This is a genomic window from Mesorhizobium sp. AD1-1 (assembly GCF_020164655.1).
Taxonomy (GTDB): domain Bacteria; phylum Pseudomonadota; class Alphaproteobacteria; order Rhizobiales; family Rhizobiaceae; genus Mesorhizobium; species Mesorhizobium ciceri.
On sequence record NZ_JAIUGP010000003.1, the window covers coordinates 84,386 to 106,987 of the forward strand.

25 protein-coding genes are annotated in these 22,602 nt (G+C 62.6%); 12 read left to right on the forward strand and 13 right to left on the reverse strand.

What is annotated here, in order from left to right; all coding sequences use genetic code 11:
• Window positions 1-42: 42 nt before the first annotated feature.
• Window positions 43-480: a DUF1489 family protein gene (locus LB519_RS07055; RefSeq protein ID WP_027161545.1), complete on the reverse strand. Its 438-nt coding sequence runs from the start codon at window positions 478-480 to the stop codon at window positions 43-45.
• Window positions 481-556: 76 nt separating this feature from the next.
• On the reverse strand, window positions 557-1,960 hold the full coding sequence (locus LB519_RS07060; RefSeq protein WP_224619236.1) for an L-serine ammonia-lyase: 1,404 nt from the start codon (window positions 1,958-1,960) through the stop codon (window positions 557-559).
• Between the two features lie 178 nt (window positions 1,961-2,138).
• Here LB519_RS07060 and LB519_RS07065 point away from each other — a divergent pair, with 178 nt between their 5' ends.
• Window positions 2,139-2,852 (forward strand): DUF599 domain-containing protein, encoded by a 714-nt coding sequence (locus LB519_RS07065; RefSeq protein WP_013531782.1) that lies wholly within the window; start codon window positions 2,139-2,141, stop codon window positions 2,850-2,852.
• Here LB519_RS07065 and LB519_RS07070 read toward each other — a convergent pair.
• The 7 genes from LB519_RS07070 to LB519_RS07100 form a co-directional block, all read right to left on the reverse strand.
• Complete coding sequence (locus LB519_RS07070; protein ID WP_024503482.1) at window positions 2,831-3,622, reverse strand: YdcF family protein; 792 nt, start codon at window positions 3,620-3,622, stop codon at window positions 2,831-2,833. The two genes, LB519_RS07065 and LB519_RS07070, sit on opposite strands and share 22 nt — an antisense overlap.
• A gap of 7 nt (window positions 3,623-3,629) precedes the next feature.
• A complete protein-coding gene (locus tag LB519_RS07075) occupies window positions 3,630-4,160 on the reverse strand; it encodes a hypothetical protein (protein ID WP_224619238.1) in 531 nt (176 codons plus the stop codon).
• A gap of 1 nt (window position 4,161) precedes the next feature.
• Window positions 4,162-5,727 carry an amidase gene (locus tag LB519_RS07080; protein ID WP_024503484.1) on the reverse strand — a complete coding sequence of 522 codons (1,566 nt, stop codon included), beginning with the start codon at window positions 5,725-5,727 and terminating at the stop codon, window positions 4,162-4,164.
• Window positions 5,727-6,182, reverse strand: coding sequence for a GNAT family N-acetyltransferase (locus LB519_RS07085; protein WP_013531786.1), 456 nt, complete (start codon window positions 6,180-6,182; stop codon window positions 5,727-5,729). The genes LB519_RS07080 and LB519_RS07085 overlap by 1 nt, the downstream gene beginning before the upstream one ends.
• An 8-nt stretch (window positions 6,183-6,190) precedes the next feature.
• Window positions 6,191-6,478, reverse strand: coding sequence for an Asp-tRNA(Asn)/Glu-tRNA(Gln) amidotransferase subunit GatC (gatC, locus tag LB519_RS07090; protein WP_013531787.1), 288 nt, complete (start codon window positions 6,476-6,478; stop codon window positions 6,191-6,193).
• 130 nt (window positions 6,479-6,608) lie between these two features.
• The gene (locus tag LB519_RS07095; RefSeq protein WP_411909235.1) at window positions 6,609-6,995 is read right to left on the reverse strand and encodes a hypothetical protein; all 387 of its coding nucleotides are present in this window, start codon (window positions 6,993-6,995) and stop codon (window positions 6,609-6,611) included.
• A 54-nt stretch (window positions 6,996-7,049) separates the two neighbouring features.
• Complete coding sequence (locus tag LB519_RS07100; RefSeq protein WP_224619241.1) at window positions 7,050-7,757, reverse strand: metal-dependent hydrolase; 708 nt, start codon at window positions 7,755-7,757, stop codon at window positions 7,050-7,052.
• Between the two features lie 122 nt (window positions 7,758-7,879).
• On the opposite strand from LB519_RS07100, the gene ruvX reads away from it, so the two are divergent.
• Window positions 7,880-8,386, forward strand: coding sequence for a Holliday junction resolvase RuvX (gene ruvX / locus LB519_RS07105; protein WP_224619651.1), 507 nt, complete (start codon window positions 7,880-7,882; stop codon window positions 8,384-8,386).
• Here ruvX and LB519_RS07110 read toward each other — a convergent pair.
• From LB519_RS07110 to LB519_RS07120, 3 genes are all read right to left on the reverse strand, one after another.
• Window positions 8,304-8,645 (reverse strand): DUF6105 family protein, encoded by a 342-nt coding sequence (locus LB519_RS07110; RefSeq protein ID WP_013531791.1) that lies wholly within the window; start codon window positions 8,643-8,645, stop codon window positions 8,304-8,306. The genes ruvX and LB519_RS07110 overlap by 83 nt on opposite strands.
• Window positions 8,645-9,214 (reverse strand): hypothetical protein, encoded by a 570-nt coding sequence (locus tag LB519_RS07115; RefSeq protein WP_013531792.1) that lies wholly within the window; start codon window positions 9,212-9,214, stop codon window positions 8,645-8,647. The genes LB519_RS07110 and LB519_RS07115 overlap by 1 nt, the downstream gene beginning before the upstream one ends.
• 194 nt (window positions 9,215-9,408) lie before the next feature.
• Entirely contained in the window at window positions 9,409-11,037 is a 1,629-nt protein-coding gene (locus LB519_RS07120) for a DNA alkylation response protein (protein WP_013531793.1), read from the reverse strand.
• A 193-nt stretch (window positions 11,038-11,230) separates the two neighbouring features.
• Here LB519_RS07120 and LB519_RS07125 point away from each other — a divergent pair, with 193 nt between their 5' ends.
• The 4 genes from LB519_RS07125 to dprA are packed head-to-tail and all read left to right on the forward strand — an operon-like array spanning window position 11,231 to window position 15,239.
• Window positions 11,231-12,190, forward strand: coding sequence for an aspartate carbamoyltransferase catalytic subunit (locus LB519_RS07125; RefSeq protein WP_224619243.1), 960 nt, complete (start codon window positions 11,231-11,233; stop codon window positions 12,188-12,190).
• Window positions 12,187-13,473, forward strand: a complete 1,287-nt coding sequence (locus LB519_RS07130) for a dihydroorotase (protein ID WP_224619245.1) — start codon at window positions 12,187-12,189, stop codon at window positions 13,471-13,473. The genes LB519_RS07125 and LB519_RS07130 overlap by 4 nt, the downstream gene beginning before the upstream one ends.
• Window positions 13,474-13,533: 60 nt before the next feature.
• The gene (gene plsY / locus LB519_RS07135; RefSeq protein WP_024503489.1) at window positions 13,534-14,121 is read left to right on the forward strand and encodes a glycerol-3-phosphate 1-O-acyltransferase PlsY; all 588 of its coding nucleotides are present in this window, start codon (window positions 13,534-13,536) and stop codon (window positions 14,119-14,121) included.
• Window positions 14,118-15,239, forward strand: a complete 1,122-nt coding sequence (gene dprA / locus LB519_RS07140; RefSeq protein WP_224619247.1) for a DNA-processing protein DprA — start codon at window positions 14,118-14,120, stop codon at window positions 15,237-15,239. The genes plsY and dprA overlap by 4 nt, the downstream gene beginning before the upstream one ends.
• A gap of 61 nt (window positions 15,240-15,300) precedes the next feature.
• On the opposite strand, the gene LB519_RS07145 is transcribed toward dprA, so the two are convergent.
• Complete coding sequence (locus LB519_RS07145; protein ID WP_224619249.1) at window positions 15,301-16,383, reverse strand: type I restriction enzyme HsdR N-terminal domain-containing protein; 1,083 nt, start codon at window positions 16,381-16,383, stop codon at window positions 15,301-15,303.
• 355 nt (window positions 16,384-16,738) lie between these two features.
• Here LB519_RS07145 and LB519_RS07150 point away from each other — a divergent pair, with 355 nt between their 5' ends.
• The 6 genes from LB519_RS07150 to LB519_RS07175 all read left to right on the forward strand — a co-directional run bounded on the left by LB519_RS07150 (window position 16,739) and on the right by LB519_RS07175 (window position 22,569).
• Window positions 16,739-17,623 carry a dihydrodipicolinate synthase family protein gene (locus LB519_RS07150; RefSeq protein WP_224619259.1) on the forward strand — a complete coding sequence of 295 codons (885 nt, stop codon included), beginning with the start codon at window positions 16,739-16,741 and terminating at the stop codon, window positions 17,621-17,623.
• A gap of 23 nt (window positions 17,624-17,646) precedes the next feature.
• Window positions 17,647-18,306: a GntR family transcriptional regulator gene (locus tag LB519_RS07155; protein ID WP_224619261.1), complete on the forward strand. Its 660-nt coding sequence runs from the start codon at window positions 17,647-17,649 to the stop codon at window positions 18,304-18,306.
• A 62-nt stretch (window positions 18,307-18,368) separates the two neighbouring features.
• On the forward strand, window positions 18,369-19,706 hold the full coding sequence (locus LB519_RS07160; RefSeq protein ID WP_224619263.1) for an ABC transporter substrate-binding protein: 1,338 nt from the start codon (window positions 18,369-18,371) through the stop codon (window positions 19,704-19,706).
• On the forward strand, window positions 19,706-20,644 hold the full coding sequence (locus LB519_RS07165; RefSeq protein WP_013531801.1) for a carbohydrate ABC transporter permease: 939 nt from the start codon (window positions 19,706-19,708) through the stop codon (window positions 20,642-20,644). The genes LB519_RS07160 and LB519_RS07165 overlap by 1 nt, the downstream gene beginning before the upstream one ends.
• Complete coding sequence (locus LB519_RS07170; RefSeq protein WP_013531802.1) at window positions 20,645-21,466, forward strand: carbohydrate ABC transporter permease; 822 nt, start codon at window positions 20,645-20,647, stop codon at window positions 21,464-21,466. It begins immediately after the preceding gene.
• A 41-nt stretch (window positions 21,467-21,507) separates the two neighbouring features.
• Window positions 21,508-22,569, forward strand: a complete 1,062-nt coding sequence (locus LB519_RS07175; protein ID WP_013531803.1) for an ABC transporter ATP-binding protein — start codon at window positions 21,508-21,510, stop codon at window positions 22,567-22,569.
• Window positions 22,570-22,602 lie beyond the last annotated feature (33 nt).

Below are 22,602 nucleotides of genomic sequence, written 5' to 3' on the forward strand. Positions count from 1 at the left end.
CATCGGGTGGCACAAAGGGCCAGACGGTGATGCCACCTCGGGTCAGAGCAGGCCGAGATCGGCAAGCTCGCGCCTGAGTTTCGGCGGCATCTCGATCAGTCCGGCCTTGCCCTTGCCCAGATCGAGCGGCGCGTCGGCCGGCTTCAGATAGCGCCAGCCCTGAAAGGCCCGGCGCGGCTGCCAGTCGGTTCGAACAACCTTCGGGTCGAGAATCAGGTGGCAGCGGCCGATGCCTTCACTATCGGTGAACGGCCGGATCTCGGTGATCAGTTGGCGGCACTGCACATTTCCTTTGATCACCCAATAGAGCGAACCGCCATCAGTGACCTCGGCGCCGCGCGTCGGCATCATGCGCGTGGTGTGATATTGCTCGACCGGCTCACCGGCGCGCCGCCGCTCGTCGAGGCGGAAGGCGATCCACTCCTCGAGATCTTCGACGCTGTCGCAGCCGACACAGAGTTTTATGAGATTGAGAGACATCGCTTAAGGTTAGTCCCGCATGCGGACGCGTCAACGACCGGATCGACTTCTCCACAGTGGCAGTTTAGGCCAGCCTTCAGCATTCCACGACGTTGACGGCGAGCCCACCCAGGCTGGTTTCCTTGTACTTCTCGTTCATGTCGAGGCCGGTCTGGCGCATGGTCTCGATCGCTGCATCGAGAGGTACGAAATGGGTGCCGTCGCCCTTGATGGCTAGTGACGCTGCCGTCACCGCCTTGACCGCGCCCAGCGCATTGCGCTCGATGCACGGCACCTGCACCAGCCCGCCAACCGGATCGCAGGTCATGCCGAGATGGTGTTCGAGCGCGATCTCGGCGGCATTCTCGACCTGCTCGGGCGTACCGCCCATGACGGCGCACAGGCCGGCCGCCGCCATTGCCGATGCCGACCCGACCTCGCCCTGACAGCCGACTTCGGCGCCGGAGATCGAAGCATTGGTCTTGATGATGCCGCCGACCGCAGCAGCCGTCAGCAGGAAATCACGAATGCTCGGCTGGTCCGCCTCGGGATGGAAATGCAGCCAGTAGCGCAGCACCGCCGGCAGCGTGCCGGCCGCACCGTTGGTCGGCGCTGTGACGACCCGGCCACCGGCAGCATTTTCCTCGTTCACCGCCATGGCGTAGATCGACAGCCAGTCATTGGCGAGCAAGGGATTGGGCTTGTTCTGCTGCCATTGCTCCTGCAGCTTGTCATGCAGCATGCGGGCCCGGCGGCGCACCTTCAACCCGCCCGGCATGATGCCGTCCTGCGACAGGCCACGGTCGATGCAGCCTTTCATGGCGCTCCAGATGCCGTCGAGGCCGGCGTCGAGCGCCTCGCGCGTCATCTGCGTCTCCTCGTTGACGCGTTTCATGTCGGCGATGGAAAGGCCGCTTTTGCCGGCCATGGCCAGCATCTCGACCGCATTCTTGAACGGATAAGGCACTTTCTTGCCTTCCGTCGTCACCGATCCCTTGGCCTTCATCCGCTGCAGTTCCTCTTCGGAAACCACGAAGCCGCCGCCGATCGAATAATAGATGCGCTTGAGCAGCAGGCGGCCGCCGGCATCATAGGCGTAGAACGCCATGCCGTTGGCGTGGCCGGTGAGCGGCGTCTTGCGGTCCAGCACCAGATCGGTGGCCGGATCGAAGCGATAGGTGGGATGGCCGGGCGGCGAAATGCGCTTTTCGGCGGCGATGCGGCTGGCAATGCCATCGGCCTGGTCGGGATCGACCGTCTGCGGCGTCAGACCGGCAAGGCCGAGCATGACGGCGCGGTCACTGCCGTGGCCGATGCCGGTATAGGCGAGTGACCCGTGCAGGCTGGCACCAAGGCGGTCGACCTTCACACCCGCCGGGCGCGGCCAGTCATTTCCCGCGACCTCGTCGAGAAACCGCGCCGCGGCGGTCATCGGTCCCATCGTGTGCGAACTCGAGGGTCCTATGCCGATCTTGAACAGGTCGAAAACCGAAAGGAACACGCGGCGTTGTCTCCTGGAGTCAGGTCGAGGACTACATATAGGAATTCCCACGATGTTTCCGCTCTTTTGGAAATCGCGGCGCTGCACCCGCCGACCTTGTTTGCTCCGGCAGCGACATTGGCACGATCGCTGAATGCGGACATCGAAGCGATCGCCCTGAATGTGATAAATTCAGGCCATGGGCGATTCCCTCGATCTTTCGACAGCCGATCTCGCGGCGCTGGCCTTCTTCCTCGTCGCGTGGCTGCTGCACACGTTTGCCTCCGACGGCAAGCTTGTCAGCCGGGTGTCGCTGACGACGGCGATGAATGCACAGCGGCAAGCCTGGATGCGGACCATGGCCGAGCGCGAGATCCGCATCGTCGACACCGCCATCATGAGCGGGCTGCAGCAAGGCACCGCCTTCTTCGCCTCCAGCTCGCTGATCGCGATCGGCGGCTGCTTTGCCCTGCTCGGCGCGTCCGACCGGGTTCTTGAAGTGCTCAGCGACCTGCCTCTGGGTGGCGCGCCGTCGCGCGCGGCCTTCCAGATAAAGGTGTTTGGGCTGGTGCTGATCCTGGCGTTTTCGTTCTTCAAATTCGGCTGGGCGTACCGGCTGTTCAATTATTGCACGATCCTGATCGGCGCCGTACCGATCCCGCATGGCGAAGCCTCGCGCAATCCGGTCACCGAAACGGCGGTGTGGCGTGCGGCGCAAATGAACATGCTCGCCGGAAAGCACTTCAACTCCGGCCTACGCGGCGTGTTCTTCTCGATCGGTTATCTCGGCTGGTTCGTCGACCCCATGGTGTTCGTGTTGTCGACGCTGTTGCTGCTGGCGGTGCTGGTGCGGCGCCAGTTCTTCTCGGCGGCCAGGCAGGCGGTGATCGGTCAGCCACCCGGAAAAGGCTGATCGATCCGGCCTGACAGCCAGTAGGCAAAAAGCCCGATCCATTCCCGGATGGCCATGGTGGTGGCCTGCAGCGAATCGGCTGGATTGTCGCGGAACAGGCCGACGCCTTCCCGTCCCGAGGTGCGATAGTCGACCGGCCATGGAACAGTTGCAAAGCCGGCCTTGTCGAACAGCGCCTTGGCGCGCGGCATATGGAAGGCCGAGGTCACCAGCAGCCAGGTCTCGCCGGGTTTCGGCGTTACCAACTCCTTGGTGAAGACCGCGTTCTCATAGGTGTTGCGGGACTTGTTCTCCAGGATCATACGGTCGGCGGCCACGCCAAGCGCGGTGAGCAGGCGCGGCGCGGTTGCGGCATCGCCCTCGCCATCGAGAAACAACGCGCCGGTGCCGCCGGAGACGACCACCTTGGCGGTGGGAAAGCGCCGGGCGAGAATCGCGGTCTCGACCATCCGATCGCCGCTGCTGTTCAGCTCATAGCCGCCGCGCGCCAGATTGATGGCGCCCTCGAAGCCGCCGCCGAGCACGACGATGCCGTCGACCTTTTCCGGCAGCGGCGGGCGTTGAAAGCGCTCTTCCAACGGATTGAGCATCATGGCGCCGAGCGACGTCCATGCTGACAGTGCAAGGATCAAAAATGCCAGCACGCTGCCGGCGGCCGCTAACCGTCGGCGCCCGATCGTGACCGCGAGCAGTCCCGCTAGCAGCAGGAAGATCGCCAGGTTGAGCGGCTGGATGAAGAACCAGAAGATCTTGGAAAGGTAGAAGAACATTGGCTGCCTATCGTCGGCTCGAATTCTCACGACCGATGAAGTGCTCGACGGCACTTGTCACAGCCTCGGCCTCGGGCCGGCTCAACTCCCTGCCGAAAACAAGGACGCCGTTGGTGTTGGTCAACCTGATGACTTCCGACAGCCTCGCTTCATCCGTTGGATAGGTATGGTCGAGGATTTCGGCCTCAAGGTGCCCTTTCAAAGGCAATGAGGAACGATTTCGCACAAAACCCCTGACGTCGCGCACGGCTGCCACGTCGGTTAGCCGCAGGGTTTCCTTGCCGAACACCAGCCACATGAAATCCTTGCCGAGGAAGTAGGTGAAGAGGGCAATGATCGCAGTGAACGACAGCAGTCCGAGAGTGCCGCTGGCGACGTTTGCGGGCGACGCGTCGGTCAATCCCATGTAGCCGGTGTAGGCAACGATCGCGGCCCCAACCAGGACGAAGCCCATCCTGAAATCCGAGATGCGCGGTGGGTTGGTTATCAGCAGTTCGTCTTCCGTCTCGACGATGGAAATGCGAGACGGGGGCGGCATGCTACCACCATTTCTCCGGCTGGAATGTGCCGGCGGCCTGCTCGATGACGGCGGCGGTCTGGAACAGGGTTTCCTCGTCGAACGGCCGGCCGATCAGTTGCAGCCCGAGCGGCAAACCCTTGGCGTCGAGCCCGGCGGGCACAGCGATGCCCGGCAGGCCGGCCATGTTCACCGTGACGGTGAAGATGTCGTTCAGGTACATCTTGACCGGATCGGCAGCCATGTCCTCGTCGGCGATGCCGAAGGCGGCGGATGGCGTTGCCGGGGTCAGGATGACATCGACGCCGGCGGCGAAGACAGTCTCGAAATCCCGCTTGATCAGATTGCGCACCTTCTGCGCCTGCAGATAGTAGGCGTCGTAATAGCCGGCCGACAGCACATAGGTGCCGATCATGATACGGCGCTTGACCTCACGGCCGAAACCGGCGGCACGGGTCTTCTCATACATGTCGACGATATCCTTGCCCGGCACGCGCAAGCCGTAGCGGACGCCATCGTAGCGGGCGAGATTGGACGAAGCCTCGGCGGGCGCCACGATGTAATAGGCGGGCAGCGCGTATTTCGTATGCGGCAGGGAAATATCGACGATCTCGGCGCCGGCGTCCTTCAGCCAGGCAATGCCCTTCTGCCACAGCGCTTCGATCTCTTCGGGCATGCCCTCGACGCGGTACTCCCTGGGAATGCCGACCTTCATGCCCTTGATCGGCTTGCCGATCGCGGCCTCATAGTCCGGTACCGGCATGTCGACCGACGTCGTGTCCTTCGGATCGACGGAGGCCATCGACTTCAGCAGGATCGCGGCATCGCGCACGTCACGAGCGATCGGGCCGGCCTGGTCGAGCGACGAGGCGAAGGCGACGATGCCCCAGCGCGAGCAGCGGCCATAGGTCGGCTTGATGCCGACCGTGCCGGTGAAGGCGGCCGGCTGGCGGATCGAGCCGCCAGTATCCGTCGCGGTCGCGCCGGCACACAGGAAGGCCGACACTGCGGTTGCCGAACCGCCGGAAGAACCGCCCGGCACCAGCTGCGCATTGTCCAGGCTGCGCGCGGTCCTGGTGCCGCCGGCCGAGACGAAGCCGCCATCACCCTGATGCGTCGTCGGCATCACCACCGTGTCTAGGCGCGAGCGCCGCCACGGATTGATGACCGGGCCATAGTAGGACGTCTCGTTGGACGAGCCCATGGCGAACTCGTCCATGTTGAGTTTACCGAGCATGACGGCGCCGTCGGCCCACAGATTTGACGTAACGGTCGATTCGTAGCGCGGCTTGAACCCGTCCAGCACATGACTGCAGGCCTGCGTATGGACGCCTTCGGTGCCGAACAGGTCCTTGATTCCGAGCGGGATGCCTTCCAGCGCACCGCCCTCGCCCTTGCCCAGCCTTGCGTCGGACGCCTTGGCCATGTCGCGCGCCTTGTCGCCTGTCACCGCGACATAGGCATTGAGCGCGGGATTGGCGCGATCGATGGCCGAGAGATAGGCCTCGGTGATCTCGGTCGCGGTGATTTCCTTGCCGTGCAGCTTGGCGCGGGCCTGTGAAATCGTCAGCTGGGTCAGGTCGCTCATCAAAGGCTCTTTTCGTAAAACACCGACCACTCGGAATCGGGATAATCCAGCACCGGGCCGCAACGCGAAAACCCGGCGCGTTCGTAGACGGTCCACGCCGCGGGGTGACGGTCGCCCGTCTCCAGCACCAGGCGCTTCAGCCCCTCGTTGCGCGCCAGCGCCTCGACCTGCTCGACGATTTTCGCGCCGATCTTCTGCCCGCGATGCGAGGGCCGCGTGTACATGCGCTTGACCTCGCCGACAGCGCCGTCATGGCGTTTCAGCGCACCGCAGCCAATGGCCATGCCGTTGTCGCGGGCGATGAAGACAGTCGTGTCCTCACCAGCCATCTGCTCGACCGTCAGATGATAGCAATGCTCCGGCGGCGTCAGTTCGAGCAAGGTCTGGTTGAGTTCCTCAACCAGGCCGCGCACGTCGTCCTGCAGTGGCGTTTCAATGGCGATGTCGATTGCCATCGGCCGGTTTACTCCACGACCTTCGGCACGAGGAAGAAATTCTCTTCGGTCGCCGGCGCGTTGGCGACGATGTCAGCTGCCTTGCCGCCGTCAGTAACAACGTCCTGACGCTTCTTCATGTCCATCGGCGTCACCGAGGTCATCGGTTCGATGCCGGAAACATCGACCTCATTCAGCTGTTCGACGAAGCCCAGAATGGCGTTCAGCTCGCCGGTCATCCGTTCGGCATCTTCCTCGCTCACCGCAATGCGGGCGAGATGCGCGACGCGCTTCACTGTCTGAAGATCTACGGACATGTTTTTGCCTCGGGGAAAACCAGTTCGGGCTATAGCGGCGCCGCGCGCGCTGCGCAACATGCATCGTGCGAGAGACCAGGCTGCGGCGGCGGCCTAGTCTTCGGCCATCGATCCACGCACAGGATGATGTCTACGGCAGGGCAACGCCCTCGCACAAATAGTAGCTGCCGCTGTTGCCGCTTGCTTCGCTTTCGTCGTTGACGGGCCGGACCGACACGAGATCGATCTGCTTCTCATTCATTTGCCTCACCGAGAGGACATCCGGGAAGACATAGCCCGGTTCCTGGCAGAGGGCCGTCACCGCCCAGCTCGGCGAAGCGGTCGCCTTGCTGACCTGCAGAAACTCGCAATTGTATTCCACGCTCTGCAGGCCGTGCGCCGAAAGCACGATGTTGCCGGCGTCGATCAGCGTTTGCAGCGTGTCCTTTTTGGCCTGCGTGCAAAGCTCTTCGGACTGAAGGTAGACGCCTTCGATGAAATCATCCGCGGCGAGCGCGGGCGACGCCGCGACAAACATGGAAACGCAAAGAGATCGCCCCAATACCATGGATTTATTCCACTTTAGCTGTTTCTAGATCGTAATCGTCTCACCGATTTTCGGCAACGCCAGCCTTACACCGGATCCTTCCAGGCCGGCCTCGAACTTATCGGCGGTCGGGTCGATCATCGGAAACGTGCCGAAGTGGCAGGGAACCACGGTGTCGAATTTGAAGAAGCGCCGGCAGGCAAGTGCCGCCACCGCGCCGCCCATGGTGAAGCGGTCGCCGATCGGCACCAGGCCTATCTTCGGCTCATGCAACTCGTTGATCAGCGCCATGTCGGAGAAGATGTCGGTGTCGCCCATGTGATAGAGCGTTTTGTCTTCCGGGAAATGCAGGACGAGGCCGCCCGGATTGCCGAGATAGGTGTTCTGGCCGCCCTCGCCCGGGAACGAGGATGAGTGCAGCGCCTGGACAAAAGTGGTGGTGAAGCTGCCGCAATCGACGGTGCCGCCGATGTTGCCGGGATTGATCTTCTTGTCGCTGACGCCCTTGCCGACCAGATACATGCAGATCTCGAAATTGGCGACGAGCTGGGCGCCGCTTTTGCCGAGCACCTCCACCGCGCCGCTGATGTGGTCGCTGTGGCCATGCGTCAGCAGCACATGCGTGACATCCTCAGCCGGGCCCTCCCAGCCACCCGTCCATGACGGATTGCCTATCAGATAGGGGTCGATGAGGATCTTGACATCAGCGGTATCGATCCGAAAGGCCGAGTGGCCGTACCAGGTCAGTTTCATGAATGCATTCCTCGATTTTTGACTTGCCAAAGGATAGAACGCCAGTGGCCCCGAGATCAAAGGGTTACTTGTCCGCCACGCGTTTGACAAAACACCTGGTGGTGAAAGGCGAAGGACGGCCGGTGGGTATTATCACGATCGAAGAATTGCCGGCGCGGTTAGCCGGCGGTAAGACGCTGGCGGGGCTTGACCTCGGCGACAAGACGATCGGCGTCGCGGTCTCGGACCAGAGGTTTTCCTTCGCCCATCCGCGTCCGGTCATCATGCGAAGGAAATTTTCGCTCGATGCGGCGGTGCTGCTCGCCTTGCTGCAGAAGGAGAATGCCGGCGCCGTGGTGATTGGGCTGCCGATCAACATGAACGGCTCGGAAGGTCCGCGTGCGCAGAAATCGCGCGCCTTCGTCCGTAACATGGCACAAATGAGCGACCTGCCCTTCGTGCTCTGGGACGAAAGGCTATCGACGGTCGCGGCCGAAAGGACGCTGATCGAGATGGATTTCTCGCGCCGCAAGCGCGCCGGTAAGATCGATTCGGCGGCAGCCGCGTTTATTCTGCAGGGAGTTTTGGACCGGCTTCAGTCGCTCCACGCATCCGCTCGAACGGAACCGGACCCGCCCAGCGCTGTCTGACCCAGCCGGCGATTTCGCGGCGACGGCGGAATGCCCAAAGCGCCATCAGCAGCAACCCGTCGAAGACGCACGTCTTCGCCACCATGCCGGGGATGATCGCCGGATCGATGCCGAGCATCTGACCGTAGAGCTGGAAGAAGAAGTCGTGCATCTGTCGGCTGAGCATCGCGTAGCCGAAATTGATGTCATTGGCCGACAGATAGAACCAGCCCCAGAAAATCGCCATCGGCGCCGCCCAGAATCCGAAGATGTAGCGCATCAGCGGCCTCCCCTGGGATTGGAGCCGGTTTTGGACACCGTTCGGCCTGATATGAGTGAAAGCAGCGAATTGTGGGCTGCGGCTTTTGCCATGCCGTGCGCGACGGCATGGATCTCGCCTTCGCCCGAAGCCGCTGCCGCAACCACGGACCGCCGTTCGGCAAGCATGGCGACATAGGATGCCAGAAGTGCTGCCAGCTGCACGGCAACAGCCATGAACAGCCCGTTTATGCCTTGCGCAGCACCCCCGATGACGATCAGCGACAACACGCCGGACGCGCAGATGAAGGCGATGCGGGCAACGCTGTCGGCGTCCGGGCTGGTCGCGTCGTTGACCAGGGCTTCGACAAAGGCCCAGAAAAACAGAACCGCGACGACCAGCAATGCGGTGGCAAGCGGCGCCACGACAACGAAATTGTCGAGGTTGACGAAGCGGGTACCCTCGATTGTGGCACCGATCACGCCGAGCGCCGCCGCCACACCACGGTTTCCGTCGATGCAGATGAGCGCAAGCAGGGCGAAAACAATCGTCCAGTGCAAGGTCAGAAAAGAGGTCAGTACCTGTCGCATCGGTGTTCCTGCTTCGCAAAGCAGGAGACGGCCAATCTGAACCATTGCCTGCTTGCGCCGGGACAGTGGGCCTTGCCGCTCGCCATCGCAACGGAAACCATTTGTTAAGGTTAACGGAAATTAGCCATATGCGAGAGGATACGGACCAACGCCTCAAAACTGTGGATGGCGCCGGTTTTTGCGATGCTCGCGGCTCAGTTCACTGGCGGATAGAGCGTGTCGATGATCATGCGTGCATCGTGGCGCGAATCGATCATGCCATAGGTGTTGCGCCATTGGCCGGCCAATCGCGTCTCGACGAAAGCGTCGGCGATCCGCCCTGCCCCCAGACGGCGCAATTCCGCCGCCGCAGCCGACAGAGCCAGCTGCTCGGTGAGCAGCCGAGCCGAACCTTCGTCGGTTGAAGCGACCTGCATCGCCGCCTTCAGCACGCCGATCGTGCCGCGTCCGCCGGCGCCGAGATCGCGGTCGATGCCGGCCAGCACATCCTCGAACAGGCCGGGCGCACGGCCAAGCACGCGCAGCACGTCGAGCGCCATGACATTGCCCGAGCCCTCCCAGATCGCGTTGACCGGGGCCTCGCGATAATAGCGGGCGAGCGGCGCCTCCTCGACATAGCCATTGCCGCCGAGGCACTCCATCGCCTCATAGAGCAAAGGCGGCGCGATCTTGCAGACCCAGTATTTGACGACCGGCGTCATGGCGCGGGCAAACGCCGCTTCACCGCGGTCGCTGGCCGCCTCGTCGAAGGACCGCGCCAGCCGGAACGACAGTGCGGTGGCGGCGGCGACATCGAGTGCCATGTCCGCCAGCACGCGCTGCATCAACGGCTGCTCGATCAGGGTCGAACCGAACACCTGACGATGGCGGGCATGATGAACGGCCTCGGCGAGGCCCGCGCGCATGATCGCCGACGAGGCGATGGCACAATCGAGCCGGGTGAGCGTCACCATGTCCATGATCGTCTTCACACCGGCACCGGGTTCGCCGACCATCTCGCCGATGGCATTGACGAATTCGACTTCGGAGGATGCGTTGGAACGGTTGCCGAGCTTGTCCTTCAGCCGCTGGAAGCGGAAGCCGTTGCCCGAGCCGTCACCGAGAACGCGCGGTACGAGGAAGCACGACAGCCCCTCCGGCGCCTGCGCCAGCACCAGGAAGGCATCCGACATCGGCGCCGACATGAACCATTTGTGCCCGGTCAGACGATAAAAACCGCTGCCGGCGCGTTCCGCCCTCGTCACATTGGCGCGCACATCGGTGCCGCCCTGTTTCTCGGTCATGCCCATGCCGAGCGTCAGCCCGGTTTTCTCGACCGGCGGCTTTTGGCTCTGGTCATATTTGCGCGTCGTCACGCGCGGCGCCCATTCACGAAACAGTTTCGGGCTGGCCATCAAGGCCGCCAGCGAAGCGTTGGTCATGGTGATGGGGCACAGATGCCCGGTCTCGAGCTCCGCCGTCAGATAAAACCGGGCGGCACGGACCTGATGGCGGCGGCCGATCTCGGTGTCGCCGTTTTCCCACACCGAGGAATGCAGCCCATTGGCCACGGAGCGGCGCATCAAGGCGTGATAGGCGGGATGGAACTCGACCACGTCGATGCGCCGTCCTTGGCGATCATGCGTCCTCAGCTTCGGCGTCTCGACATTGGCGAGGCGCGCCAGTTCCTGCGCCTCCTGCGTCAGCACGAAACGGCCGAGACCGTCGAGTTCCCGGCGCACCGGATCGGAAAAACGCTCCGCGAGCTGGATCAGCAACGGATCGCCCCGCCAGGCGTTGCCGCCCGTCAGCGGCGGCGGCTGGTTCGTCACGTCGTCGGTCACGCCCAATCCTTCTATCGTCAGAAAGCCACGAATCCGAGGCTGTCGGCTAGATATAGCCAAGCCATGCAGCGCGCGCGATGAAAATACCGGCCGATACAATCGGCCATCTACACGAAAAAAATGAGGAGAACGGCTCCAATGCAAAGCTGGCGCTTGCAGCCGCAAAGTCTCCACCCTATAGCAGCCCCTTGAGATGACCGACGCTGCGTCCCCCTATCCTCATCGCCATCTTCTGGGCATCCGCGACCTTTCCCCTGCCGACATCGAGCTGTTGCTCGACAGGGCGGACCGGGCGGTCGCGATCTCGCGGCAGTCCGAGAAGAAAACCTCGACGCTGCGCGGCCGCACACAGATCAACCTGTTCTATGAAGCCTCGACGCGCACGCAGTCGTCGTTCGAACTGGCCGGAAAGCGGCTTGGCGCCGATGTCATGAACATGTCGGTGGCAAGCTCTTCGGTGAAGAAGGGCGAAACGCTCATCGACACGGCGATGACGCTGAATGCCATGCGGCCCGACATATTGATCATCCGCCACCAGTCGGCCGGTGCGGCCGCGCTTCTCGCGCAGAAGGTCGGCTGCTCCGTCGTCAATGCCGGCGACGGCGCGCATGAGCACCCGACACAGGCGCTGCTCGACGCGCTGACCATCCGCCGCGCCAAAGGCCCGCTGTCGAAGCTGATCGTGGCGATCTGCGGCGACATCCTGCATTCGCGCGTGGCGCGCTCCAACATCATGCTGCTCAACGCGCTCGGCGCGCAGGTGCGCGTCGTTGCGCCGTCGACGCTGCTGCCCACTGGCATCGAGAAGATGGGCGTCATCGTCACCCGTTCGATGGCCGAAGGCCTCAAGGACGCCGATGTGGTGATGATGCTGCGCCTGCAGCGCGAGCGCATGGAAGGCGCCTTCGTGCCTTCGGTGCGCGAGTATTTCCGCTATTTCGGCCTCGATGCGGAAAAACTGAAGGCGGCCAAGGACGACGCGTTGGTGATGCACCCCGGACCGATGAACCGTGGCGTCGAGATCGCTTCGGAAATCGCCGACGGCCCGCAAAGCGTCATCCAGGAACAGGTCGAAATGGGCGTTGCTGTGCGCATGGCGGTCATGGAAGCGCTGCTCGATCCCCGTCGCAACCAAGAGGGCCGCGGCGCATGAGCACAACGGTCTTTGAGCGCGCCCGCATCGTCGACCCCTCGCGCGGCATGGACGAGATCGGCGCCGTCATCGTCGATGGCCGCAAGATCGTTGCCGCCGGCAAGCCAGCGCTCAACCAGGGCGCGCCCGAGGGCGCCACCATTATCGACTGCGCCGGCAAGGCGATCATTCCAGGCCTGGTCGATGGCCGCGTCTTCATCGGCGAACCGGGCGGCGAGCATCGCGAAACCATTGCGTCGGCGAGTGTCGCGGCGGCGGCTGGCGGCGTCACCTCCATCGTCATGATGCCCGATACCGACCCGGTGATCGACAATGTGGCGCTGGTCGAGTTCGTGCTGCGCACCGCGAAAGACACGGCTATCGTCAACGTCTTTCCGGCTGCGGCGATCACCAAGGGCCTCGACGGGCGCGAGATGACCGAGTTCGGCCTGCTGCGCGAAGCCGGCGCGGTCGCCTTCACCGATGGCCGCCACACCATATCGAGTGCGCTGGTGATGCGCCGCGCGCTGACCTATGCGCGCGACTTCGGCGCCACCATCGTGCATGAGACGCAGGATGCGGACCTCGGTTCATCCGGCGTGATGAATGAAGGCCTCTACGCCAGCTGGCTCGGCCTTTCCGGCATTCCGCGCGAGGCCGAATCCATCCCGCTGGAACGCGACCTTGCGCTGGCGCGGCTGACGCGCGGTTCGTACCATGCGGCGAAGATCTCGACGGCGATGGCGGCAAACGCTGTGACGCGTGCCAAGGCCGACGGGGCGACGGTGACGTCGGGCGTGGCGATCCACAATCTGTCGCTCAATGAAAACGATGTCGGCGAATACCGCACCTTCTTTCGCCTGACGCCGCCATTGCGTGCCGAGGAAGACCGGCTGGCGATGATCGAGGCGGTCAGGGACGGTACGATCGACATCATCGTCTCCTCGCACGATCCGCAGGATGTCGACACCAAGCGCCTGCCCTTCGCCGATGCGGCGGCCGGCGCCATCGGGTTGGAGACGCTGCTGGGCGCGGCCTTGCGGCTCTACCACAATGGCGACGTGCCGTTGCTGAGGCTGATCGAGACCCTGTCCACGGCCCCGGCAAAACTGTTCGGACTGCCCGGTGGCACGCTGAAGCCCGGCGCTGTCGCCGATCTTGCGCTTGTCGACCTCGACGAACCCTGGATCGTCAGCGAAAGCGGCATTCGTTCGCGCTCAAAAAACACCTGTTTCGAAGGTGCGCGCCTGCAAGGCAAGGTCTTGCAAACGCTGGTTGCGGGCCGCACAGTGTTCTCCGTCTGAGCCGGACAACCCGCGCACCGCGCCTGATCCGGCCAAACTGGGGGAAATGCGGGGGAAACAATGACTTACAGCCTCATCCCAGCGCTTGTGTTCGGCTATCTCCTGGGCTCGATTCCGTTCGGGCTTCTGCTCACCCGCGCGGCCGGCCTTGGCGATGTGCGCCAGATCGGCTCGGGCAACATCGGCGCCACCAATGTTCTGCGCACCGGCAACAAGGGCCTAGCCGCGGCGACGCTGTTGCTCGACGTGCTGAAGGGCACGGCCGCCGTGCTGATTGCTGGCTATTTCGCGCCTGACCTGGCGATCTGGGCCGGTCTCGGCGCCTTTCTCGGTCATCTCTTCCCGGTATGGCTGGGCTTCAAGGGCGGCAAGGGCGTCGCCACCTATCTCGGCGTGCTGATCGGCCTTGCCTGGCAGGTAGCGCTGATCTTCGCCGTCGTCTGGCTGGTGATGGCATTCCTCTTCCGTTATTCCTCGCTTGCGGCGCTGACGGCGGCGGTCATCGTGCCGATCGCCCTCTATGTCCTGAGCACGCCGCAAATTGCCGGATTGTTCGTGGTGATGAGCGTCATCGTTTTCATCAAGCACCGGGAAAACATTTCGCGCCTGCTTGCCGGCACCGAGGGCAAGATCGGAGCCAAGGGATGAGCGAGCCGACCGCCGGGCCGCGCCTCAGCGACCGGCAGCGGCTGAGCTGGCTACGACTGATCCGCACCCAGAATGTCGGCCCTGCCTCCTTTCGCGACCTGATCAACCGCTTCGGCTCAGCCGAAGCGGCGCTTGAAATACTGCCGGAACTGATGATTTCGGGCGGCGCCATCCGGATCGCCCGCATCCCGTCCGTTGCCGAGGCCGAGGCCGAACTGGAAACAGCTGGAAAGGCCGGCGCCCGCTTTGTCGGCATCGGTGAAGCAGACTACCCACCCCTCTTGCGCAACATGGACCATCCGCCGCCCCTGCTGGCGGTAAAGGGCAACGCAGCTGTTTTCCGGCTGCCGGGTGTCGCCATAGTCGGGGCACGCAACGCGTCGCTGGCCGGCATCAAGATGGCGCGCATGCTGGCAGCCGACCTCGGCCGCGACGGCTGCGCAATCGTCTCCGGCCTGGCGCGCGGCATCGACACAGCGGCGCATCAGGGCAGTCTTTCGACCGGCACGATCGGCGTGCTGGCCGGCGGCCTCGACCAGCCTTATCCGCCTGAAAATGCAGGCCTGTGCGAAGAGATTGCCGAGCGTGGCGCCATCATTTCGGAGATGCCGTTCGGCTGGCAGCCGCGCGCTCAGGATTTTCCGCGCCGCAACCGCCTTGTCGCGGGTGCGGTCCTTGGGCTGGTGGTGGTCGAGGCAGCGCAACGCTCTGGGTCCCTGATCAGCGCCAGGCTTGCCGGCGAAATGGGCCGACTGGTCTTCGCTGTACCGGGCTCACCGCTCGATCCACGCGCCGCCGGCGCCAACGGCCTGCTCAAGGAGGGCGCCACCCTGGTCACCGAGGCATCGGATATTTCCAGGGCAATCGCGCCGCTGACCGGCATGCGAGCGCCCGACGTGCCGCCGTTCGAAGAGCCGCCCGACTTCTTGGCCGCACCACCGCCCCGCGAAAGCGATCGCGCCCGCGTCATCGAGGCACTCGGCCCGACGCCCGTCTCGGTCGACGAGATCATCCGCCACACTGGCCTGCACCCGGCCCAAGTGTTCATGGTGCTGCTGGAACTCGACCTCGCCGGGCGGCTAGAACGCCACGCCGGAGGACATGTATCGCTGGTTTGACCCACAAACGGCTGCCGCGAATTTGGCGTCGGTTGCGGGCGTACAGCGAGATCGTGGAAGGTTAGGAAGCCGAAGCGATGGATGGCGCAGCCATTGCCCCAGCAAGGTATTCCTTTGCTGTAGCTCGCAAGCGATCGGCGTGGTCATAGATTTCGTCCAGCGAGTCGATCTTGACCTTCTCTTCCTTCTCTCCATCGAAAAGCCCGAGATATTTGACAGTCCGGTTGAACCATAGTCGGGCAAGTGGCTTGCGGTTGTTGTTATCAACGAGGATACCGCAATAGCTCTTCTGGTCGCGCATAATTACCCTTGCTGGCTTTAGAAGATCGCGGACAATAGCCCGGACGACCATGAAACCCTCGCGTTCGTCCTCCGTAGTCACAACCTCCTCTTCGGTCTCAATTCCATCCGCGCCAATCTCGGAAATCTCAGTTTCAGCCAACGCAGTGGATAAACGCGACTGAACAGATTCCCGAACAATCTCGCGAAAGGCTGCTTTGACCATCGGTGTGAACTGCTCCTTCACCTGACCGGTGAACCGGCCTTGGTAAAGTCCAACCGTCACCATCCGAACAAACTCCTCGGGCGGATTTTCCATCACGTTGCCAATCTCTTTTTTGATTGCCGAAGTGTATTTTAGGCGATGAGCGGACTGCAAGATTCCGTCTACGTTGAAATCAGCTTTTGCGAATTTCTTCAGTTCGGACGTCAGTTGACCCTGTAGGTCCGAAAGGTCAAATGTCAGGAACGGGCGATCATCGAGCTTATTCGGTGCAACCAGATCTGTATGGAAATGGAAGGCACGGCCGTTGGTAAGTATGGCAAATTTGGCGTTGGTGACGGAAAAATACCTGTAAAGCTGCGCAAGGTGAATCCGATCAAGAACTGTAGTGATTGGTTTGCATTCGACAAGAATCCTGATTTCTCCATCAATTTTGATCGCGTAATCTACCTTTTCTCCCTTCTTACCCACCGCGTCGGCACAGTACTCAGGTATTACTTCATCAGGATTGAAAACGTCATAATCTAGAGCCGCCAAGAATGGCAGCACTATCGCTGTCTTCAAGGCCTCTTCGGTAAGCATTGCGCTGGAATGCGTCTTGATTCTGTCAGCAAGTACGCGAAGTTTCTCTTCGACGCTCATAGTCCCCTCCCTCAAAATTTGAGATAGGATCGTGCACAATATGTTTTTGCGCAAGTCGATCTGCACTTCAGAACTTATGATGCACCAAGATCTGTCAACGCAGTCGACCTCAACCGTCTGCCAGAAAGATAACGCCAGCCTCTCAGGCACAGAACCTCCGCTCCGAAATTCGGCAATTCTGGTGAAGTAGACGTGAGTAAGAAACCAGGAGCTCTACCGCGCTTCCTAGCTCGACAGGCCGATCGCGTCACAGGCCAGCATGTAAGCGCCTCACCACAAAATTCGCACCAACCAGATTTACAACTGACATGTTAGTGAGATATCACTGCCTCGAACTTCTTTTCGGAGACTTCCGGTGACATCACGTTTTGGCCTTTCGGCCGCCCTCGCCACGCCTTTCGATGCCTCCGGGCAGATCGCCACCGCCCTCATGGTCGCCCAGGCCAAGCGTTGCCTGGCGGAGGGGTGCACCAGTGTTACGCTTTTTGGCACCACCGGCGAAGGCGCATCGGTTGGCACCGGGGAGCGGCGGTCGGTGACCGAAGCCATGCTGGCTGCCGGCATCCTGCCGCATCAGCTTGTTGCCGGCGTGCTGGTCGATGCGGCCGAAGACGCCGTTGAGCAGGCCCGGCATGCCTTGCAGCGCGGCGCCCGCAACATTCTGCTGGCGCCGCCGAGCTACTTCAAGAATGTCGGCGACGATGGTCTTTTCGGCTGGTTTTCCACTGTCTTTGCCGTGCTCGGTCCCCTCGCCCGTGGCGTTCTGCTCTACAACATTCCGTCGGTCACCATGGTGCAGCTCTCGCTTGACCTGATCGGCCGATTGCGTACGGCTTTTCCGGATGTCATTGCGGGGGTCAAGGATTCCGGCGGGGACTGGGACTATAGCGAGGCGCTGCTCGGCGCCCATGGCGATCTGGTGATCTTGATCGGTGACGAGCGGCATCTGGCACGAGCCGTGCGAATTGGCGCTCAAGGCGCAATCTCCGGCATGGCCAATTTCGTTACCAGCGAAATCCGCGCCATGGCCGAGGACGGGCGCGACGACACACGCGTCGAGCGTTTCGTGCTCGAATTGCTCAAACACCCGGTAACGCCGGCGGTGAAGGTCATGGTGGCGCGCAAGACCAGCGACGACCGCTGGCTGGCGGTCCGTCCGCCGCTGGAGCCGATCGGTTCGCAGGGGCGACAACAGCTGGCTGACGCCTATGATGGGCTGTTTGCCAGGGAATCAGCCTGACCGGCGAAGGAATATGCGCTGAAATGGAAGACGGCAGCGAACCGACCACGCTTAGGGAAAAAGCCTATGCCAGCTTCACGCGGCATTTGCTGGCCCGCGACCTGCTGCCGGGCCAGTTCGTATCGCAGCGCGAACTGGTCGCCTTCACCGGTCTGCCGCTCGGCGCCATTCGCGAAATCGTGCCGCGTCTCGAGGCCGAAGGGCTTCTGACGACGATCCCGCAGCGCGGCATGCAGATCGCCCATATCGACATCAGCCTGATCCGCGAGGCTTTTCAGTTCCGCCTGTTCATGGAGCGCGAAGCGGTGGCGCTGTTCACCGGCAGCGCTTCCGATGACGAACTTGCCCGCCTGCGGCGCGAACACGAGGAGATGCTGGCTCAAGCCCTTTCGCAGGCGCCGACGCCGGAAATGGAAGCCAGGGCGCAGAGCATTGACTGGGCGATGCACGACACTTTCATCGATGCGCTGGGCAACGAGATCATCGCCAAGGCCTATCTGGTCAACTCGGTGAAGATCCGGCTGATCCATCAGGAGCGCTTCCGCATCGACGGGCGCGTCGTGCCGGTCATGCGTGAGCACCTTGCGGTCATCGAAGCCATGGAAAGCCGCGACCCGCAGAAGGCGGTCGAGGCGATCAGCCTGCACATCGACAAGGCGCGCCGGCTGGCGCTGCAAATCTGAGGAAGCATGAGCCGCGTCGCGGTCGCGACGCATTCGACAACGACAGCAACCGGGAGGAAGAAATGTCGTCCAATCTGTTCAACCCAACCAGGAGGCAACTCCTCCAGGGAACCGCTGCAGTTGCCGCCGCCGGCCTTGTGGGTGTTCGCCCAGGCTTTGCCGCGGCCGTCGACTGGAAGCGCTTTGCCGGCACGACGCTTGACGTCAATCTGGTGAAAAGCCCGCGCAGCGACACCCTGATAAAATATCTCGTCGAGTTCGAGGAGTTGACCGGGATCAAGGTCAATGCCGAGGCAACGCCTGAGCAGCAGCAGCGCCAGAAGACGGTGATCGAATTGAGCTCCGGCAAGCCGAGCTTCGACGTCGTGCATCTGAGCTACCATGTGCAGAAGCGGCAGTTCGAAAAAGGCGGCTGGCTTGCCGACATATCAGGCTATCTCGCCGACCCCACCCTTACCGATCCGGGTCTGGTCGAAAACGATTTCGCCGACGCCGGCATGCTGTTCGCCAAGGACGGTCAGGGCGTGCTGCGCTCGCTGCCCTTCTCGGTCGACTACTGGATCGTTTACTGGAACAAGGAGTTGTTCGAGGCCAAGGGCCTCAAATATCCCGAAACCTTCGAGCAGCTGGTGGCCGCGGCCGAGGCGCTGACCGACCCGTCGACCAATACTTATGGTTTCGTCGCCCGCGGCATCAAGAACGCCAACACGCCGGTGTGGACATCGCTCATGCTCGGCTACGACATGACGCCACTCGACGCTCAGGGCAAGCTGCGCACGACGTCGCCCGAGGCGATCGAGGCCGCCGGGCTCTACCAGCGGCTGATGACCAAATCCGCGCCTCCAGGCGTCACTGGCTTCAACTGGGCCGAAGCGCAGTCCGCCTTCCTGCAAGGCAAGATCGGCATGTGGTTCGATGGCGTCGGCTTTGCCCCGCCGATGGAAAATCCGGAAAAATCGCGGGTGGTCGGCAAGGTCGGCTATGGCGTCATGCCCAAGGGTCCCAAGGCGCACGCGGCTGGCACCTTCGGCGACGGTATCGGCGTGACGGCCACCAGCGAGAAGAAGGAGGCCGCCTATCTGTTCTGCCAGTGGGCAGTGTCGCCGGTCATGGGCGCGCGCCTGCTGCAGGCAGGCGCCGGCGTACCGTTCCGCAAATCGGTGCTCGAAGATCCAAAGGTGCGCGAAGGCGTCACCATGCCGGCAAGCTGGCTCGATGCGGTGGTCGGCTCCGGCAATGTGAGCCGGCTGTCGCTGCCGGTCATCATCCCGGTCACAGAGTTCCGCGACATCTACGGCGTGGCGCTGACCAATTTGATCGCCGGCGCTGATCCCGCCGAGGAGTTGAAGAAGGCTACCGACCAATTCCAGCCGGTCCTCGACAGGAGCGAGCAAGGCTGATGTCCGCCACCACCCCAGAACGCACCGGGGTAACGACGCAAGCCATCGAAGGGAGCCAGACGATCCGGCTGGCTCCCAACTACTGGCCTTTCGTCGTTCCGGCGCTCGTCGTCGTCGGCGCCGTGATCGTCTTTCCCTGGGCCTTCACGCTGTGGATGAGCGTCAACCGCTGGACGCTCGGCCAGTCGCGAAGCTTTGCCGGGATGGAGAATTATCTGCGGCTGGCGTACGACCAACGCTTCTGGGAATCGCTTCTCCATACGTTGAGCTACACCTTCCTTTCGGTTGCCGCGCCGATGTTGCTCGGCACCATCGCCGCCCTGATCTTCGACGCCAGGTTTCCGCTGCGTGGCCTGCTGCGCGGCGTCTTCGTGATGCCTATGATGGCAACGCCCGTCGCCGTGGCGCTGGTCTGGACGATGATGTTCCACCCCCAGCTCGGCGTCCTCAACTATCTTCTGTCGCTGGTCGGCATTCCGGCGCAGGAATGGATCTTCAACGCCAACACGGTCATCCCGTCGCTGGTTGCGGTCGAGACCTGGCAGTGGACGCCGCTGGTGATGCTGATCGTGCTCGGCGGCCTGGCGTCCGTGCCGCGCGAGCCGTTCGAAAGCGCCGAGATCGACGGCGCCAATGCCTGGCAGCAATTCCGCTATCTCACCTTGCCGATGATCGCGCCGTTCCTGATGATCGCGGTGATCATCCGCACCATCGACGCACTGAAGAGTTTCGACATCATCTATGCGATGACCCAGGGCGGGCCGGGCACGGCCTCGGAGACCATCAACATCTATCTCTACAACACCGCCTTCTCCTACTACGACATCGGCTATGGCTCGGCCATGGCCGTGGTGTTCTTCATCGTCATCGTCGCCCTGTCCTTCATCCTCCTGATGTTGCGCCAGCGCTCGCAGTGGATCGGCGTGGAGGGCAAATAGATGAGTTCACGACTGCTCAACCGGATCGGGCTGTTCTTCGCGGCCCTGGTCTTCGTCTCGCCGGCAATCCTGTTCTTCCTCTGGATGATCTCGCTGTCGCTGAAATTCGAGATCGACAACGGCGCCTATCCGCCGATCCTGATCCCCGAACATCTCGCCTGGTCGAACTATGCAAAAGTGTTCGAGGAGAACAATTTCCTGCTCTATCTCTGGAATTCGGTTCTGGTGACCGGCACGGCGACGCTTTTGGCGCTGCTGATCGGCGTGCCGGCCGGCTATGGCATCGCGCGGCTCAAGGCCGAGCGATCGGCGGTGGTCATCATGATCGCCCGCATGACGCCGGGGCTTTCCTATCTCATCCCGCTGTTCCTGCTGTTCCAATGGGTCGGCATTCTCGGCACGCTGTGGCCGCAGATCATCATCCATCTGGTGGTGACCGTGCCGATCGTCGTCTGGGTGATGATCGGCTATTTCGAGACCACCCCGATGGAACTGGAAGAGGCCGCCAACATCGACGGCGCCAGTTCCTGGCAGGTGTTCCGGCTGGTCGCCTTGCCCATCGCCAAGCCGGGCATAGTGGTCGCTTTTATCCTGTCCGTCATCTTCTCATGGAACAATTTCGTCTTCGGCGTGGTGCTCGCCAGCCGTGAGACGCGCACGCTGCCGGTCGCCGTCTACAACATGCTCTCCTACGAGCAAGTGAGCTGGGGGCCGCTCGCCGCCGCGGCCCTGGTGGTGACACTGCCGGTACTGGTCCTGACCATGTTCGCACAAAGGCAGATCGTCGCCGGACTGACCGCGGGCGCCGTCAAGGGCGGCTGAAGGCACGCTACGGCATCGCACTCTTTTTCGAGGAAAACCCAATGGCATCGGTCACAATCAACAACGTGCAAAAGGCTTTCGGAACGGCCAGGATTATCCACGATGTCAGCGTCGATATCGCTGACGGCGAGTTCGTCATCCTGGTCGGCCCGTCGGGCTGCGGGAAGTCGACGCTGCTGCGCATGATTGCCGGACTTGAAACGATCTCGGGTGGCAGGATCGCCATTGGCGATCGCACCGTCAACAATCTGCGGGCGCGCGACCGCAACATCGCCATGGTGTTCCAGAACTACGCGCTCTATCCGCACATGACGGTGGCGGACAATATGGGCTTTGCCCTCAAGATCAAGAAAGCCGATCCGGCCGACACCGCAAGCCGCGTCGGCAGGGCCGCCAGCATCCTGGGCCTCGACAAGCTGCTCGACCGCTATCCGCGCCAGCTCTCCGGCGGCCAGCGCCAGCGCGTCGCCATGGGCCGCGCCATCGTGCGCGACCCGCAAGTCTTCCTGTTCGACGAGCCGCTCAGCAATCTCGACGCCAAATTGCGCGTCCAGATGCGCGGCGAGATCAAGGCGTTGCACCAGCGGCTGGGCACCACCACCATTTACGTCACGCATGATCAGATCGAGGCCATGACCATGGCCGACAAGATCGTCGTGCTGCATGACGGCCTTGTCGAGCAGATCGGTGCGCCGCTCGACCTCTATGACCGTCCGGCCAATCTGTTCGTTGCCGGCTTCATTGGCTCGCCGGCCATGAACTTCATTGCCGGCCGCGTCGAGGAAGGCGTTTTCCGCAGCGCCAGTGGGCTGACCCTACCGCTGCCGGAGGGCATCAACCTGGCAAAAATTCCCGTGGGTGAACTCATCTACGGCATCCGTCCCGAACATATCCGAGCAACGATTTCCCAGGGTATTGCCGGCACGATCGTGCTTCTGGAAGCCACGGGTTCGGAAATCTTCGCCAGGGTCGACTGCGCCGGCGAGGAAATCTCCTGCCTGTTCCGGGAGCGGCTTGCGCTAAAGCAAGGCGCGCAGATGCGCATCGAGATCGACCGCGCCTGTGCTCATCTGTTCGACGCCAAGACCGGTCGGCGATTCTAGCGCAAAGGTCTGATATCCCCGCGCAAAGGTCTC

Excerpts from the sequence above, each read along its gene's own strand:
- LB519_RS07080 (WP_024503484.1), bottom strand. The coding sequence starts at position 5,727 with ATGAGCGACCTGACCCAGCTGACGATTTCACAGGCCCGCGCCAAGCTG.
- dprA (WP_224619247.1), top strand. The coding sequence starts at position 14,118 with ATGAGCGAGCCGACCGCCGGGCCGCGCCTCAGCGACCGGCAGCGGCTG.
- LB519_RS07085 (WP_013531786.1), bottom strand. The coding sequence starts at position 6,182 with ATGGCAATCGACATCGCCATTGAAACGCCACTGCAGGACGACGTGCGC.
- LB519_RS07065 (WP_013531782.1), top strand. The coding sequence starts at position 2,139 with ATGGGCGATTCCCTCGATCTTTCGACAGCCGATCTCGCGGCGCTGGCC.
- LB519_RS07110 (WP_013531791.1), bottom strand. The coding sequence starts at position 8,645 with ATGCGCTACATCTTCGGATTCTGGGCGGCGCCGATGGCGATTTTCTGG.
- LB519_RS07170 (WP_013531802.1), top strand. The coding sequence starts at position 20,645 with ATGAGTTCACGACTGCTCAACCGGATCGGGCTGTTCTTCGCGGCCCTG.
- LB519_RS07070 (WP_024503482.1), bottom strand. The coding sequence starts at position 3,622 with ATGTTCTTCTACCTTTCCAAGATCTTCTGGTTCTTCATCCAGCCGCTC.
- LB519_RS07145 (WP_224619249.1), bottom strand. The coding sequence starts at position 16,383 with ATGAGCGTCGAAGAGAAACTTCGCGTACTTGCTGACAGAATCAAGACG.
- LB519_RS07075 (WP_224619238.1), bottom strand. The coding sequence starts at position 4,160 with ATGCCGCCCCCGTCTCGCATTTCCATCGTCGAGACGGAAGACGAACTG.
- LB519_RS07160 (WP_224619263.1), top strand. The coding sequence starts at position 18,369 with ATGTCGTCCAATCTGTTCAACCCAACCAGGAGGCAACTCCTCCAGGGA.
- LB519_RS07175 (WP_013531803.1), top strand. The coding sequence starts at position 21,508 with ATGGCATCGGTCACAATCAACAACGTGCAAAAGGCTTTCGGAACGGCC.
- LB519_RS07125 (WP_224619243.1), top strand. The coding sequence starts at position 11,231 with ATGACCGACGCTGCGTCCCCCTATCCTCATCGCCATCTTCTGGGCATC.
- plsY (WP_024503489.1), top strand. The coding sequence starts at position 13,534 with ATGACTTACAGCCTCATCCCAGCGCTTGTGTTCGGCTATCTCCTGGGC.
- LB519_RS07095 (WP_411909235.1), bottom strand. The coding sequence starts at position 6,995 with ATGTTTGTCGCGGCGTCGCCCGCGCTCGCCGCGGATGATTTCATCGAA.
- gatC (WP_013531787.1), bottom strand. The coding sequence starts at position 6,478 with ATGTCCGTAGATCTTCAGACAGTGAAGCGCGTCGCGCATCTCGCCCGC.
- LB519_RS07055 (WP_027161545.1), bottom strand. The coding sequence starts at position 480 with ATGTCTCTCAATCTCATAAAACTCTGTGTCGGCTGCGACAGCGTCGAA.
- LB519_RS07165 (WP_013531801.1), top strand. The coding sequence starts at position 19,706 with ATGTCCGCCACCACCCCAGAACGCACCGGGGTAACGACGCAAGCCATC.
- LB519_RS07115 (WP_013531792.1), bottom strand. The coding sequence starts at position 9,214 with ATGCGACAGGTACTGACCTCTTTTCTGACCTTGCACTGGACGATTGTT.
- LB519_RS07100 (WP_224619241.1), bottom strand. The coding sequence starts at position 7,757 with ATGAAACTGACCTGGTACGGCCACTCGGCCTTTCGGATCGATACCGCT.
- LB519_RS07155 (WP_224619261.1), top strand. The coding sequence starts at position 17,647 with ATGGAAGACGGCAGCGAACCGACCACGCTTAGGGAAAAAGCCTATGCC.
- LB519_RS07130 (WP_224619245.1), top strand. The coding sequence starts at position 12,187 with ATGAGCACAACGGTCTTTGAGCGCGCCCGCATCGTCGACCCCTCGCGC.